At 70.2% G+C, this 15,002-nt stretch carries 8 protein-coding genes and 1 pseudogene; 7 read left to right on the top strand and 2 right to left on the bottom strand.

Going from position 1 to position 15,002, the window contains the following annotated elements:
• The first annotated feature begins 10 nt into the window (after positions 1-10).
• The 3 genes from treS to glgB are packed head-to-tail and all read left to right on the top strand — an operon-like array spanning position 11 to position 5,406.
• Positions 11-1,804: a maltose alpha-D-glucosyltransferase gene (gene treS / locus ABD156_RS23340; RefSeq protein ID WP_344277369.1), complete on the top strand. Its 1,794-nt coding sequence runs from the start codon at positions 11-13 to the stop codon at positions 1,802-1,804.
• 1 nt (position 1,805) lies between these two features.
• A complete protein-coding gene (locus ABD156_RS23335) occupies positions 1,806-3,200 on the top strand; it encodes a maltokinase N-terminal cap-like domain-containing protein (protein ID WP_344277366.1) in 1,395 nt (464 codons plus the stop codon).
• A 4-nt stretch (positions 3,201-3,204) separates the two neighbouring features.
• Entirely contained in the window at positions 3,205-5,406 is a 2,202-nt protein-coding gene (glgB, locus tag ABD156_RS23330; RefSeq protein WP_344277363.1) for a 1,4-alpha-glucan branching protein GlgB, read from the top strand.
• A 206-nt stretch (positions 5,407-5,612) separates the two neighbouring features.
• Here glgB and ABD156_RS23325 read toward each other — a convergent pair whose 3' ends face one another.
• Positions 5,613-6,605, bottom strand: coding sequence for a helix-turn-helix domain-containing protein (locus ABD156_RS23325; RefSeq protein WP_344277360.1), 993 nt, complete (start codon positions 6,603-6,605; stop codon positions 5,613-5,615).
• 85 nt (positions 6,606-6,690) lie between these two features.
• On the opposite strand from ABD156_RS23325, the gene ABD156_RS23320 reads away from it, so the two are divergent.
• The 3 genes and pseudogenes from ABD156_RS23320 (at position 6,691) to ABD156_RS23310 (ending at position 13,534) form a co-directional block, all read left to right on the top strand.
• Positions 6,691-10,821 (top strand): YncE family protein, encoded by a 4,131-nt coding sequence (locus tag ABD156_RS23320; protein WP_344277358.1) that lies wholly within the window; start codon positions 6,691-6,693, stop codon positions 10,819-10,821.
• Positions 10,822-11,027: 206 nt separating this feature from the next.
• A pseudogene (locus tag ABD156_RS23315) lies at positions 11,028-11,852 on the top strand (glycoside hydrolase family 16 protein); the annotation flags it as partial.
• Positions 11,853-12,064: 212 nt separating this feature from the next.
• Complete coding sequence (locus ABD156_RS23310; protein ID WP_344277356.1) at positions 12,065-13,534, top strand: S1C family serine protease; 1,470 nt, start codon at positions 12,065-12,067, stop codon at positions 13,532-13,534.
• Between the two features lie 27 nt (positions 13,535-13,561).
• Here the strand turns inward: ABD156_RS23310 and ABD156_RS23305 are convergent, their stop codons facing one another.
• Positions 13,562-14,383 carry an oxidoreductase gene (locus ABD156_RS23305; RefSeq protein WP_344277354.1) on the bottom strand — a complete coding sequence of 274 codons (822 nt, stop codon included), beginning with the start codon at positions 14,381-14,383 and terminating at the stop codon, positions 13,562-13,564.
• Positions 14,384-14,462: 79 nt separating this feature from the next.
• On the opposite strand from ABD156_RS23305, the gene ABD156_RS23300 reads away from it, so the two are divergent.
• Positions 14,463-14,987, top strand: a complete 525-nt coding sequence (locus ABD156_RS23300) for a MarR family winged helix-turn-helix transcriptional regulator (RefSeq protein ID WP_344277633.1) — start codon at positions 14,463-14,465, stop codon at positions 14,985-14,987.
• The last annotated feature ends 15 nt before the right edge of the window (positions 14,988-15,002 follow it).

Genomic DNA, 15,002 nt, shown 5'->3' with positions numbered 1-15,002 from the left:
AGGTGGAACGATGGACGAAGACAGCCGGCCCGGCACCGCGGCGGGACTGGCGGACGTGCCGCACACGGGCGAGGCGGTGACGGCCGACGGTTTGCTGGTCGAGCCGCAGGCGGACGACTTCGCGCACGCGCACGCGGCGCCGAAGGACCCGGAATGGTTCAAGAGCGCGGTGTTCTACGAGGTGCTGGTGCGCGCGTTCGCCGATTCGAACGGCGACGGCACCGGCGACCTGCGCGGGCTGGCGGGCAGGCTGGACTACCTCGAATGGCTCGGGGTGGACTGCCTGTGGCTGCCGCCGTTCTACGCCTCGCCGCTGCGCGACGGCGGCTACGACATCAGCGATTTCCGTGCCGTGCTGCCGGAATTCGGCAGTGTCGAGGACTTCGTGTACCTGCTCGACGAGGCGCACCGGCGCGGCATCCGGGTGATCACCGACCTGGTGCTGAACCACACGTCGGACGCGCATCCGTGGTTCCAGCAGTCGCGCTCGGACCCGGACGGCCCGTACGGCGACTACTACGTGTGGAGCGACGACGATTCCCGCTACGCCGACGCGCGGATCATTTTCGTGGACACCGAAACGTCGAACTGGACCTACGACCCGGTGCGCGGCCAGTTCTACTGGCACCGGTTCTTCACCCACCAGCCGGACCTGAACTACGAGAACCCGGCCGTGCAGGACGCGATGATCGACGTGCTGCGGTTCTGGCTCGACATCGGCATCGACGGTTTCCGCCTCGACGCCGTGCCCTACCTGTTCGAACAGGAGGGCACCAACTGCGAGAACCTGCCGCGCACGCACGATTTCCTCAAGCGCTGCCGGAAAGTGGTCGACGACGAGTACCCCGGCCGGATCCTGCTGGCCGAGGCGAACCAGTGGCCGACCGACGTGGTCGAGTACTTCGGCGACGCGGAGTCCGGCGGCGACGAATGCCACATGGCGTTCCATTTCCCGCTGATGCCGCGGATCTTCATGGCGGTGCGCCGGGAGTCGCGGTTCCCGATCTCGGAGATCCTGCTGCAGACGCCGCAGATCCCGTCCGGCACGCAGTGGGGCATCTTCCTGCGCAACCACGACGAGCTGACGCTCGAGATGGTCAGCGACGAAGAGCGCGACTACATGTACTCCGAGTACGCCAAGGACCCGCGGATGAAGGCCAACATCGGCATCCGCCGCCGGCTGGCCCCGCTGCTGGACAACGACCGCGACCAGCAGGAGCTGTTCACCGCGCTGCTGCTGTCGCTGCCCGGGTCGCCGGTGCTGTACTACGGCGACGAGATCGGCATGGGCGACAACATCTGGCTCGGCGACCGCGACGCCGTCCGCACCCCGATGCAGTGGACCCCGGACCGCAACGCCGGGTTCTCCACCTGCGACCCCGGCCGGATCTACCTGCCGGTGATCATGGACCCGGTGTACGGGCACCAGGCGCTGAACGTCGAGGCGCAGGCAGACAACGCGTCGTCGCTGCTGAACTGGACGCGCCGGATGATCGAGGTGCGCAAGCAGCACCACGCGTTCGGCCAGGGCGATTTCGCCGACCTGGGCGGCTCGAACCCGAGCGTGCTCGCCTACCAGCGCCGGTGGCTGCGCCCGGACGGCCGCGAGGACGTCGTGGTGTGCGTCAACAACCTGTCCCGTTTCCCGCAGCCGGTGGAGCTGGACCTGTCCGCGCACCAGGGCGCGACGCCGGTCGAGCTGACCGGCGGCGTGCGGTTCCCGGACATCGGCGAGCTGCCGTACCTGCTCACGCTGCCCGGCCACGGGTTCTACTGGTTCCAGCTGCTCGAGCCGGAAGAATGAGGTGAGTCCGCTGTCGCACCACGGTTCCCCGCCCGAACTGCCCGAGGCGTCCCGAGCGCTGACCGCCCTGCTGCCCGGCTGGCTGCCCGCGCAGCGCTGGTTCGCGGGCAAGGACCGGCCGGTCGACGAGGTCCGCCCGGCCGGGCTCACCGTGCTGGCCGGGCCCGATCCGCTGCTCGTGCACGCGGTCGTCGACGTCGTGCAGGGCGACCGCACCGAGCCGTACCAGCTGCTGATCGGCAGCCGGTCCGGGGTTCCCGAGGTGGCTTCGGCGGCGGTGCTCGGCGAAGGGCTCTACGAGGCGAGCGGCGACGCGGACCTCACCGCCGGGCTGCTGGACCGGATGGCGGCGGGCGGGTCCGTCGGGCCGCTGCGGTTCGCGGCGGAGCCGGACGCGACGCTCGAGCCCGGCCTGCGCTCGCGGCCGATCACCGCCGAGCAGAGCAACACTTCGCTGGTGTACGGCGGGCAGTACATCCTCAAGCTGTTCCGCAAGCTCAGCGCGGGGACGAACAAGGACCTGCTGCTGCACCGCGCGTTGCAGGACGCGGGCTGCAAGCACATCGCCCGTGTGGTCGGCTCGATCTCCGGCGAACTGCACGGCGAACCCGCGACGATGGGGATGCTGCAGGAATTCCTCCCGGACGCGGTCGACGGCTGGGCGATGGCGACCACGAGCGTGCGGGACCTGCTGGCCGAGCCGGACCAGGCCGCGGCCGAGGCGGGCGGCGATTTCGCCGGCGAGTCCGAGCGGCTCGGGGCCGCGGTCGCCGAGGTGCACGCGGACCTGGCGACCGCGCTCGGCACCGAGCCCGCGGACGGCGACGAGCTGGACCGCACGGTGCGCGCGATGACCGAGCGCCTCGAGCAGGTGTCCGATGTGGTTCCGGAGCTGGCCGTGTACGCGCCCGCGCTGCGCGAAGTGTTCGAAGCGGTGCGCGCGCACGAGGCGCCGATCTCGCTGCAGTACATCCACGGCGATCTGCACTTGGGCCAGGTGCTGCGTACCGTCAACGGATGGCTGTTGCTGGACTTCGAAGGCGAACCGGCCGCCCCGGTCGCGGAACGGCACGCGCTGCGCTCGCCGCTGCGCGACGTCGCGGGCATGCTCCGGTCGTTCGACTACGCGGCGCACCAGCGGCTCGTCGGGCAGCCGGAGAACGCGGACGTGACCCGGCACGCGATGGAATGGGCCCGGCGCAACCGCGCCGCGTTCTGCGCCGGGTACGCCCGCGCCGGCGGCCCGGTCGGCGACCCGCAGGAGCACGCGGACCTGCTCCGCGCCTTTGAACTGGACAAAGCCGTGTACGAGGTCGCCTACGAGCACGCGAACCGGCCGGACTGGCTGAGCGTGCCCCTGGCGGCGATCGCCCGCAGCACCGACGGAAGCGAGTGACCCCGTGAACGCTGTCCCCGCGGATCTGCCCTCGGCGGCGCCGTCTCCGCTCGACATCGACCGGCTGCTGGCAGGCGAGCACCACGACCCGCATTCGGTGCTTGGCGTGCACACCGACGGCAGCGACATCGTCGTGCGCGCGCTGCGCCCGGGCGCGACGTCGGTGTCCGTCATCGCGGGCGAGCGCCGCGTCCCGCTGGAGCGGGTGGCGGACGCGCTGTTCGCCGCGGCGTTGCCGGAACATCCCGGCGACTACCGGATCGAGGTCGGCTACGACAACCACACTGTCGTCACCGACGATCCGTACCGCTGGCTGCCGACGGTGGGGGAGCTGGACCAGCACCTGATCGGCGAGGGCCGGCACGAGCGGCTGTGGGACGTGCTGGGCGCGCACGTGCGCCGGTACGACACTCCGAACGGCGTCGTCGAAGGCGTGTCCTTCGCGGTGTGGGCGCCGACCGCGCGCGGCGTGCGGGTGATCGGCGACTTCAACGCGTGGGAAGGCCGCGGCCACCCGATGCGCTCGCTCGGGTCGTCGGGCGTGTGGGAGCTGTTCGTACCCGGCGTTTCCTCGGGCAGTTGCTACAAATTCCGCATCCTCGGCGCGGACGGGCACTGGCACGAGAAGGCCGACCCGATGGCGTTCGCCACCGAGGTGCCGCCCGCGACCGCGTCGAAGGTCACCGAATCGTCGTATGCCTGGGGCGACGACGACTGGGTCGCCCGGCGCGAGGCGACCGACTGGGCGGACGCGCCGATGAGCGTGTACGAGGTGCACCTCGGCTCGTGGCGGCCCGGGCTCGGCTACCGCGAGATGGCCGACCAGCTGGCCGACTACGTCGAGGAAACCGGCTTCACGCACGTCGAATTCCTGCCGGTGGCCGAGCATCCGTTCGGCGGCTCGTGGGGCTACCAGGTCACCTCCTACTACGCGCCGACGTCGCGCTTCGGTTCGCCGGACGACTTCCGCTACCTCGTCGACCACCTGCACCAGCGCGGCATCGGCGTGCTCGTGGACTGGGTGCCCGCGCACTTCCCACGCGACATCTGGGCTTTGGCGCGCTTCGACGGCAGCCCGCTGTACGAGCACGAGGACCCGCGCCGCGGCGAGCAGCCGGACTGGGGCACGCTCGTGTTCAACTTCGGCCGCAACGAGGTGCGCAACTTCCTCGTCGCGAACGCGCTGTTCTGGCTGGAGGAGTTCCACCTCGACGGCCTGCGCGTCGACGCGGTCGCCTCGATGCTGTACCTCGACTACTCGCGCAAGGACGGCGAGTGGCTGCCGAACGAGTACGGCGGCCGGGAAAACCTCGACGCTGTGCGGTTCCTGCAGGAGCTGAACGCGACTGTCTACAAGCGACACCCCGGTGTGGTGATGGTGGCCGAGGAATCCACCGCCTGGCCCGGCGTCACGCGCCCGACGCATCTGGGCGGCCTGGGATTCGGCTTCAAGTGGAACATGGGCTGGATGCACGACACGCTCCGCTACCTGTCGCACGAGCCGATCCACCGGGCGTACCACCACAACGAGATGACCTTCTCGCTCGTGTACGCGTGGAGCGAGAACTTCGTCCTGCCGCTGTCGCACGACGAAGTGGTGCACGGCAAGGGTTCGCTGTGGGAGCGGATGCCGGGCGACGACTGGAACAAGGCGGCCGGCCTGCGCGCGCTGCTGGCGTTCATGTGGGCGCATCCGGGCAAGCAGTTGTTGTTCATGGGCGGCGAATTCGGGCAGCCGCGCGAATGGTCGGAATCGCGGTCGCTGGACTGGCACCTGCTGGAAACCCCGCTGCACCGCGGCGTCCGCGACCTGATCCGGCAGCTGAACGCGATCTACCGCGACACCGCCGCGCTGTTCAGCGGCGACGTCCGGCCGGAGGGTTTCCGCTGGATCGACGCGAACGACTCGGCGGGGAACGTGCTGAGCTTCCTGCGCCTCGGCGCGGACGGCTCGCGGCTGGCCTGCATCGCCAACTTCGCCGGAGTCCCGCACCACGACTACCGGGTCGGCCTTCCCGCTGCCGGCCGGTGGACCGAGGTGCTGAACACGGACGCGGAGTCGTTCGGCGGTTCGGGAGTCGGGAACTTGGGCTCTGTGGAGGCGACTGAGGAGCCGTGGCACGGGCAGCCCGCGTCGGCGGTCTTGCAGCTTCCGCCGAGCGGGGTGTTGTGGCTGCTGGAGGAACGTCCGTCCACAGCGGACTGATGCCCTCCACCGCCGCCCCCCGCCCCCTCGCACCGCCGACCGCCGCGGCGGGTCGTGAGGGGAACCCTGAGGGACTCAGAGTCCCTGAAGGTGGCCCTCACGGACGGACCCCGCCGCCCCGCGCACCGCCGCCGCACCGCCGCTGAAGTCCGTGAAGGGCTCCTTGAGGGAATCTGATTCCCTCAAGGAGTCCTTCACGAACCTCGTCACAGCAATCCGCGAGCCATGGCGTTCATCCCGGCCTGAAACCGGGTCGTGGCGTTCAGCTCGGTCATCAGCCGCTGGACCCGGCGCTGCGTAGTCCGCGCACTCCACCCGAGCGCGCGGGCGATCCCCGCGTCCGTCTGCCCGGACGCCAGCAGCGTGAGCAGCGTGGCGGTATCCCGGTCCCCGCCGGTCAGCGCCCGCGTGATCGGCACCGCCCGGTCCCACTCCGCCTCGAAGAGCGTGACCAGCGCGTCCAGCAACGCCGACGCGTGAATGATGTACGCGGCGTCCGCGACGTGCGGCGACGAGCTGATCGGGATCACCGCGACCTTCTCGTCCGCCATCACCATCTTGATCGGCAGCGTCGGCCGCACCCGCGATTTTTCGCCGTGGCTGGCCAGGATGTCACTGCGCAACCGGCCCGGCACGGCGATGGCGGCTTGCGCGTAAATGACCCGATACGCGATGCCCGCTTTCAGCCGGCGCTGTTCCGCGCCAAGGTTCGCGCCGGGCGGCTTCACGTACGGCGGCCGATCGAAACCTCGGATCTGTGTCCGGGCCTCCTCCTGCAACCGCAGCACGCGGCTGTCGATGTTCTCCGTCCCGGTGACCACCTCGACCAGCTCCGCCGGATGCGTGAACCGGCTCGCCTCGCGGTGCACTTCCATCAGTTCTTCGATTTTCGCCCGTGCTTCGCGCAGTTCGGCGGCCCGTTCCGCGGCCAGCGCTCCGAGCGCGAGGTCGGGCGGCGCGGCGAGGTAGCGCGCCGGTCGTCCGGGCACGCGGCTCGCCAATCCGGCTGCGGTCAACCGGGAAAGCGCGCGCGAAACCTGCTGCGCGGACAGTCCGCACTGCTCGGCCACGTCCGCCGCCCGGGTGCGCGGATGCCCGACAAGCGCGGTATAGACCCGGATGTCCGCGGGCGGCAGGCCGAGCGCGGACAAATCCGGCGCGGCCTGGCGGGAATCCGCCACCTGGCGACTATTGGTCATGGTGGCTATCTTGCGCCACGCCGTCGCGGGCTGGGAAATTGATCCGACCACTGACCCCCGTCCCCCCGACCCGAAAGGGGGCGCTGTGTCTCGCGCCCGAACGTTCTCGCTGCGCCTCCTCGTCTCCGCGGCCACCGCCGCGGTGACGCTGTGCGGCCTCGCCGCGGCTCCGGCTTCTGCCGCGCCGCCGCCGGATCAGCCAGCCTCCAGACACGTCGCGATGCCGGACGGGGGAGCGATCACGCTCGCCTCCGACGGCACCGCGACCCGCACCGACGCCCGCGGCAAGACCGTCGCGAAAACCGTGCTTCCCCTTGCTCAAGGCACGTCCGCGCTCGGCGACTTCGCCCCGACCGACGACGCGGTCCGAGCCGCTTTCACCCGGCAGCAACCCAACGACGTCGTCCTGCGGCTAGCACCGTCGACTTCCGTGACGGGCCCGCCGATCGCGGCGGGCAAGCGGGCCGCTCGCACTTCCGACAACGTTGTCAACACCGCACTGACCGAAGTCGGCGCAACATCAGTAGAGCCGGTTTTCCCTGATGCCACCGACGTTCCCGAGCTGTCGAAGACCGTCTTAGTACACCTTCGCGGCTCCGACGCAACCGCCGCCGCGCAAAGGCTGTCGAAGACGCCCGGCGTGGTGAGCGCCCGCGCGAACCGCCGCGTGTCCGCGATGTCCACCGGCCCGATCCCGGTGCCGCAACCGTCCGTCCAGGCCGCACAACACGCACAGCAGAAGCAAGCCCAGGCCAAACCGCCCGCGCCGCTGCCGGACAACTACGGCGTCAGCTCGTCGGCCGAGAACTACCTCAACGCCGGCGGCACCAACGCACTCGGCGCGTACAGCCTGCTGAAATCGAAGTACGGCCAGCTTCCCGGCACCGGTCAGATCATCACGAACGTCTCCATCGGCGACCTGACCGACCAGGGCATGGCCGACGCGGGCGACCAGTACGTCGCCGCCTACGGCCCGACGACGATCGTCCGCGACGGCCAGCGGTACCTCGATCTTCCGTCCATGCCGCTGATCCCGACCTACACCGCGAGCCCGTCCGGCCGCCTGGACCCGCTCGGTTCGGCGGAAGGCCAGGACCCGGGGCTCGGCGAAGTGCTGCTCGACTTCGGCGTGATGGCCCCGCTCCCGCACGACGCGCAACGGCCGGACGCGGTCGGGTCCGGCTACACGGATCTGCTCGGCATCGCGCCGGGCGCGCAGTACCGGCTCGTCGTGCCGCAGGAGCCGACCGTCGACCAGATCGCGGTTTCGCTGCTGGCCGCCGCCCGGCAGACGCCGCGGCCGAACGTGATCACGGCGAGCCTCGGCGAGGGCACCGACACGGTCGGCTTCCCCGGCCGGTACCTCGAAGACGATCCGCTGCTGCAGTCCGTCGTCAGCACGATCGTGCACCAGTACCACATCGTCGTCACCATCTCGGCCAATGACGGAACCCGGCTCTACACGCCCACCGCGGTCGGCCCGGACGGCGGCAGCACACCCACCGACGTCGCCCGCAACGCCGATGACACCACCGACATCGACGACGACGCGTACTCCACGACCCCGACGAAGGTCCTCGACAGCGGCGCGATCGCCGTCGGCGGCACGACACTGGACGACACTCTCTCGGTACCGCAGCGCTCAGGCACTCCCGCCGCGCACAACCCGACGTACGCGACGACCCGCTTCAACGGCAGCGCGGCTTACTCGTCCGGCTTCGGCTCGCGGGTCAACATTTCCGCACCCAGCGACGGAATTCTCGTCTACCAGCACCCTCTGCGCGGCTCCGCCCACGACGTGAGCCCCGTGCTCAACGGCGGCACCTCGGCCTCCGCGCCGATGACCGCCGCCGCGGCCGCCGTCGTGCTTCAAGCGGCGAAACTGAGCGGCCGCCCGATGAACCCGCTCGACGTCCGCAACGTGCTGACGCATTCGGCGCGACCGGTGTCGACCCCGCCGCAAGCAGACCGGCCGGTGACCGTCGGACCGCAGCTCGACGTGACCGCCGCTGTCCAGTCCGTACTCGGCGTCCACGCTGCTCCGGCCATCGCGCGGGTTTCGGTCGCACACCGGGTGACCACCGGCGGTCTCGGCGCTTCGTTCCTGGAGGACGCACCGGACGGCCGGATCGACCTCGCCACCAACGGCACCGGCGAAGGCCTGGTCGGACCGGTCACTATCGGAGCCGACGTCGTGGGTGCACCGCCGGGCGCGTCGTATGCGCTGAAGATCGGCGGCAAGGAGTTCCGCTCAGCGGTACCCGCAGTCCGGCTGAGCCCGGCAGAGATCCTTACTGCGGCCGGAATGCCCGTGGTAGCGACAACAGACCGGAGCGTGCCGGTCACCTTCGAAGTCCGGATCGCGGGCTGGCCGATCGCGTCAGCCGCCCGCACGCTGACCTTCGGCCCGACCGACGGCACCTATGCCGAAGCACAGGCCCCGGTCGCGCCCGCGACTGTCCACAGCGGACAGTCAACGAGCGTGCACTACGACCTCACCGGCGTCCGCAACCTGTCGAACCCGCAGCTGGTCGTGTCGACACTCGGACACTGGAGCCCAGTCAGTGCACCGCTGTTCGGGACCACGTTCACCGCCCCGCTGACCGCGACGTCCGGAGATGTGCTGGTGCCGGCGTCGGCGTTCGCCTCCGGCGGAGGGATCTACGGCATCGGAATCGTGCAGCGCTCGGTCACCGGCAGCGTCGGCGATCCGGTGTACGGCGAGTTCACTGCGGTTCGTGTCGGCGGCGATGCCGGGCAACGGCCCGACGCGCCCATCCTCGGCACCGGGCATCACGCGGAGATCCCCCGTGCCGCACCAGGGTTCTCTGTTGGCTACGACGTGCGAGGCATCCGCGGCGCGACCGGCGCGGCGGTCGAGTTCTCCGCACCCGCGCCGACGCTGTTCAAATCGCTCAACACGGTGACGAACGCGAACGGCGACAGCAGGGACGCAGGCGGTCCGAGCGCCGGAGCGGTTGCCTACCAACAGCTTCCCGGTCGCAATGGAACCGCGTCGCTGGACGCGGGGAAGCTGGGTCTGGGCGGTTCGCTGTCCTACAACGTCCGCGTCTTCGCGACTGACGCGCACGGACGGATCCTCGGCCAGGCTTCGCCGACGTCGTTCCTCACTGTCGATGACGGCCTTGCGCCAGGCGACACCGTGGTGACGAGCTTCGCCGCGTCGGCCACCGGAACTTCGTACGTCGCGCTGCGCGAACCCGGCGCGGGGGAGTCGGTGCGGGAGTACGACACCGCCAAGGGCACCTACGGCCGGGCAGTCGCCAGTGACGCGTCGCCGGACCGCGGGTACCAGGTCCTCGGCGCTGATCCCGACGCGCATCGCCTGGCGCTGCTGCACTTCGGCGGTGATCAGTCCACTGTGGAGACTTACGACACGGCATCGGGCAAGCTCGTCGCCAGCGCCTCCGCAACCGGATACTCGCTCGACGGCGGACGGGTAGACCCGGTGCGACACCGGGCCGCGCTCCTGGCGCACCACGACGGCGACAACGCCGACACGGTGTTCCCGCTCGACCTCGGCACCGGCACGTTCGGCAAGCCCTTGCCCGCCGACCCGCCGGGCGTGGGAGCAGGCGCGTACCGGATGCTCGACCTCGACCCGGCGAACGGTTACGTCTACCTGAGCCGGGCCAACAGCAGCCTGATCTGCTTCAGCGGCGGCGCCGGCCCGGTGGCGCGCGTCGACCTGAACTCCGGAGAAGTCCGGCGGGCGGACGGCGGCAGCGGGTGTGCCACCGGGCTGGCGGTCGACTCCGGAGCGGGGCGGATCTACCAGTCGGACTACCGCGCGATCAGCCTCAACATCGTCGGCACGTCGTCGCTGGTGTCAGTGGACGAGGCGACCCTGGCGTCGGCGGGCACCATCGGCGTGCGCAAGCAGAAGGGCGGGTTCCTGGCGGTCGACGGCGAGCACCACCTCGGGCTGGAGGCGTTCCGGACGCCGCCGGTGCTGTCGCAGTTCGGCAAGGTCGGCGGCGTCGTCACCGACAACAACGCGACGAGCCAGTTCGCGGTCGTCGACCTCGCCGCCGGGAAACCGGCAGCGGTGGTGCCCGGCCTGAACTTCGTGGCCGGTCCGTTCGGCGGCGAGTTCGACCCGCTGACCGAGCGCTCCGCCCAGCTCGACCCGGCCGGCCGCATCGGCTGGGCGCCGTCGGCGGACGGGCGTCAGCTGCAGCAGTTCCGGTACTGACCAAGCCGGATGACCGGACCGCTTGCCCGTCCGGTCCTCCGGCCTTGCCCGGAAATGCTTCCGGAGCGCCTTTCCTCAGCCCTGGTCGGAAAATGACCCACGGAACGTCTTGCCGGTGAAGACACTGGTGGGCATACTTTGTTGCCATCCACAACAAACCCGGGGTGGCGCCGCCAGGCCGCCCCTCGAGTGATTGAGGGATGACGATGACGTCCACGCACACCTCCTCCCGCTGGCGGCGGCTCGCGATTCCCGCGGCGCTCGCCGTCGCCAGTGCGGTCGCGCTGACGCCCGCGGGGAACGCCGCCCCCGCCGCCGCTCCGGCCGCCGGGTTCTCCGACGACTTCGACGGCCCGGCGGGCGCGCCCGCCGACGGGGGCAAGTGGAGCTACGAAACCGGCGACAACAACGGCAACAACCACGAACGGCAGTGGTACACCTCCGGCGCGGCGAACGGCGCGCTCGACGGCCAAGGCCACCTCGTGATCACTGCCAAGAAAGAGAACTCCGGCAACAACTGCTGGTACGGCGCCTGCCAGTACACCTCGGCGCGGCTCAACACCGCGGGCAAGTTCAGCCAGGCGTACGGGCACCTGGAAGTGCGGATGAAGCTGCCGCGCGGGCAAGGAATGTGGCCCGCGTTCTGGATGCTCGGCGGCGGGCAGTGGCCGGACGACGGCGAGATCGACGTGATGGAGAACATCGGCAAGGAGCCGAATACCGTGCACGGCACCATCCACGGCCCCGGCTACTCGGGCGCGGGCGGTATCGGCGCGGCGTTCAACGGCCCGAACTTCTCCGACGATTTCCACACCTACGCGGTCGACTGGTCGCCGAACAAGATCGTCTGGCTGGTCGACGGGCAGGCCTACCAGACCCGCACCCCGGCGGACCTGAACGGCAAGAAATGGGTGTACGACCACCCGTTCTATCTCATCTTGAACCTCGCGGTGGGCGGCGACTGGCCGGGAGACCCGGACGGCAACACCCAGTTCCCGCAGCAGTTGGTGGTCGACTACGTGCACGTGAGCTGACCACCCTCGCCGCCGGAATCCCGGCGGCGCGGAGAACGCGGTCTCCGCGGCCCCGTCCGGCGCAGCCCACTCTGTGCCGGGCGGGGTTTTCCGTGCCTCGGGGCGCCGCTGGGCGGGTACACAGCTTCCGCACGGACCACGGCAAGGAAAATCTCAGGTACCGGGTGTTTGCTGAGCTGGCGGAGGGTCACGAGACGCGGGAGCGGACCATGAACGAGCAGGAGCGAGGCGGGCAGGACCAGGGACAGCCCGGCTACGGCGGACAGGCGCATCCCTATTCGCCCGGAGCGGGTCAGCCGTATCAGCAAGGCTGGGGACAGCAGCAGGCCTGGAACCCGCCGCCCGGCGCGTACGGCGCGCAGCCCGGCGGCCAGTACGCCGGTCAGCCGCACCCGACGCAGCAGTTCGCCACGCCGTATCACCGGCCGCAGCGGGCCAGCCACCCGTTGCGGACCGCGGCCGTCACGGTCGGCGCGATCGCGTTGTCGGTCGCCGTCGGGCTCGGGGTCGGGCACTTCGTGTGGACTCCGTCCGCGCCGCCGGGTGTTTCCGGGAACCAGAACTTCGGCTCGATCGGCAACCAGACCAACCCGTCGAACACGGCCATCGACCCGCAGGCGATCGCGAAGAAGGTCAGCGCGGGCATCGTCAACATCAACACCGAGCTCGGCTACCAGGGCGCGGCCGCGGCGGGCACGGGCATCGTGCTCACCGCCGACGGCGAGGTGCTCACGAACAACCACGTCGTCGAGGGCGCGACCAGCATCAAGGTCACCGACATCGGCAACGGCCAGACGTACACTGCGTCCGTGCTCGGCTACGACCGCAGCCACGACGTCGCGGTGCTCAAACTGAACGACGCGTCCGGGCTGGCGACGGAGGCGCTCGGCGATTCGTCCTCGGTCAAGGTCGGCGACGCGGTCGTCGGTCTCGGCAACGCCGGCGGCGCCGGGGGAGCGCCGATTCCCGCCGGAGGCCGGGTGACCGCACTGAACCAATCGATCACCGCGTCCGACGAATCGAACAGCTCGTCCGAGCAGCTGAAGGACCTGATCCAGGTCGACGCGAACATCCAGTCCGGCGATTCCGGCGGCCCGCTCGTGAACGCGCAGGGCCAGGTCATCGGCGTGGACACCGCGGCATCGGCCGGGTACCAGTTCAACGGCGGCGGCGGGCGGCGCAGCCACGGCGGACTCGGCAACGGCTTCCCCGGCAGCGGCTCGCAGGGCAACTCCCCAGGCGACTCGCAGGGTTCGCAGGGCAATGGTTCGCAGGGGTCCAGCGGGAACGAGGGCTACGCGATCCCGATCAACCAGGCGATCTCCATCGCACACCAGATCGTCGGCGGCACCGGTTCGGACACTGTCCACATTGGAAAGAGCGCGTTCCTGGGCGTGACCGTCAGCGATGCCGGACAGCAGCAACAGCAACAGCAGGGCGGATCCGGCTCAGGCGCGGCGATCCAGCAGGTAGTCCCCGACGGCGCGGCCGCGAAGGCAGGACTGGCCGCCGGCGACGTGATCACCGCGGTGGACGGCAAAGCAGTCGACTCGCCCACCACGCTGACCACCCTGATGGACCAGCACCACCCGGGCGACAAGATGACCGTGACCGTCGTCGACCAGACCGGTCAGCAGCAGAACGTCACCGTCGTGCCCGCCGAAGGCCCCGTGGGCTGACCTGCCGGGTTATCCGGACGGCTGAGTTCAGTCGTCCGGATAACGCGTGTCCAGCGAAACTTCCTCCCACGCCGCGAGATCCGCGAGCTGCTGCTCCAGCTTCGCCCGGATCCGGTGCACGGCCTCAGGCCCGAGCGGCAGCCGTAGCGGCGCGTCCGGCGTGTCGACCAGTTTGAGAATGGCCTCGACAGCCTTCGCTGGATCGTTGGGCTGCGCGCCGTCCTGCGCGGAAAACCGTTGGCGCATAACGCCCGCCGGAGTGTCGCGGTAGTCCTCGATGGGCTCGGAAAACGTCATCGACCGCCCGGCGAAGTCCGTCCGGAACGGCCCCGGTTCCACCAGGCTCACCCGGATCCCGAGCGGCGCGACCTCTCCGGCGAGCGCCTCGGACATGCCCTCCAGGGCGAACTTCGACGTCGCGTACAACGCGTGCCCCGGGTTTCCGATCACCCCGCCCACCGACGACAACTGCACGATGTGCCCGCTGCGCTGCGCCCGCAGATGCGGCAGCACCGCGCGCGTGACGTTCAGGACGCCGAAAACGTTGGTCTCGAGCACCTGCCGCGCCTGCGCGTCGGTCAGTTCCTCAAGCGCGCCGACCAACCCGTGCCCCGCGTTGTTGACCAGCACGTCAATCCGCCCGTACTCGCTGATCGCCGCGCTCACCGCCGCTTCCACGGACGCCGGATCCGTGACATCCAGCCGGGCGGTGAACGTCTTCAACCCGTCGAGCGCCGTTGTGTCGCGCGCCGTGGCCACGACCTTTTCCCCGCGTGCCAGCACAGCTTCCGCGAGCACGCGGCCGAACCCGCTGCTCGCTCCCGTGATGAACCAGACGCGACCGGACATGCGGACCTCCCCAGGACCAGATACCTTGATACTCAAACCAAACTACCTTGAGCTTCGAGGGAGTGTCCAGTTGGACTCAGTGGGGGCGGGCCTGCCCGAATGGCTGGCCGTGATGCCGGACGGCGTGGATCCGCAGGTCGAGGCGGCCCGGCAGCGGATCGGCAGGCTGTCGAGGCAGTTCGAGCAGGTGCTGCGCGGCGTCGCGGAGGAGTACGGCTTCAGCACGGGGGATTGGCAAGCGCTGTCGGCTTTGCACCGATCCGGCCGCGCCGCGGTGCTGACGCCGAAAGAGCTGGGCGACCGCCTTGGCGTCACCTCCGGAACCGTCACCGTTCGCATCGACCGCCTGGAACGAGCGGGCCTGGTAGAACGCGTCGCCGCGGGTTCGGACGGCCGAAGCCGCCCGATCCGCCTGACCCGCAAAGGCCGCGCCCGCTGGGCCGCCGCCACGAAGAAACGCACCGACCGTGAACAGGCCCTCTTCACGTCGGCCCTGGACGCGGACGGCCTGTCCGAGCTGAATGTCCTCTTGTCCCGCCTGCTGACCAGCTTCGAAACCGAGCTCGGCCCGTCCTCCCCGCACGACGCCCTCCGCCCGGACTGACACTTTTTGTCGGTG

Origin of the sequence: Amycolatopsis albidoflavus (genome assembly GCF_039525725.1) — a bacterium.
Classification (GTDB): Bacteria; Actinomycetota; Actinomycetes; order Mycobacteriales; family Pseudonocardiaceae; genus Amycolatopsis; species Amycolatopsis albidoflava.
The sequence above is the reverse complement of the archived record's forward strand: the minus strand, read 5'-3'. Positions and strand labels throughout refer to the sequence as shown.

Excerpts from the sequence above, each read along its gene's own strand:
- treS (WP_344277369.1), top strand. The coding sequence starts at position 11 with ATGGACGAAGACAGCCGGCCCGGCACCGCGGCGGGACTGGCGGACGTG.
- ABD156_RS23325 (WP_344277360.1), bottom strand. The coding sequence starts at position 6,605 with ATGACCAATAGTCGCCAGGTGGCGGATTCCCGCCAGGCCGCGCCGGAT.
- ABD156_RS23310 (WP_344277356.1), top strand. The coding sequence starts at position 12,065 with ATGAACGAGCAGGAGCGAGGCGGGCAGGACCAGGGACAGCCCGGCTAC.
- ABD156_RS23305 (WP_344277354.1), bottom strand. The coding sequence starts at position 14,383 with ATGTCCGGTCGCGTCTGGTTCATCACGGGAGCGAGCAGCGGGTTCGGC.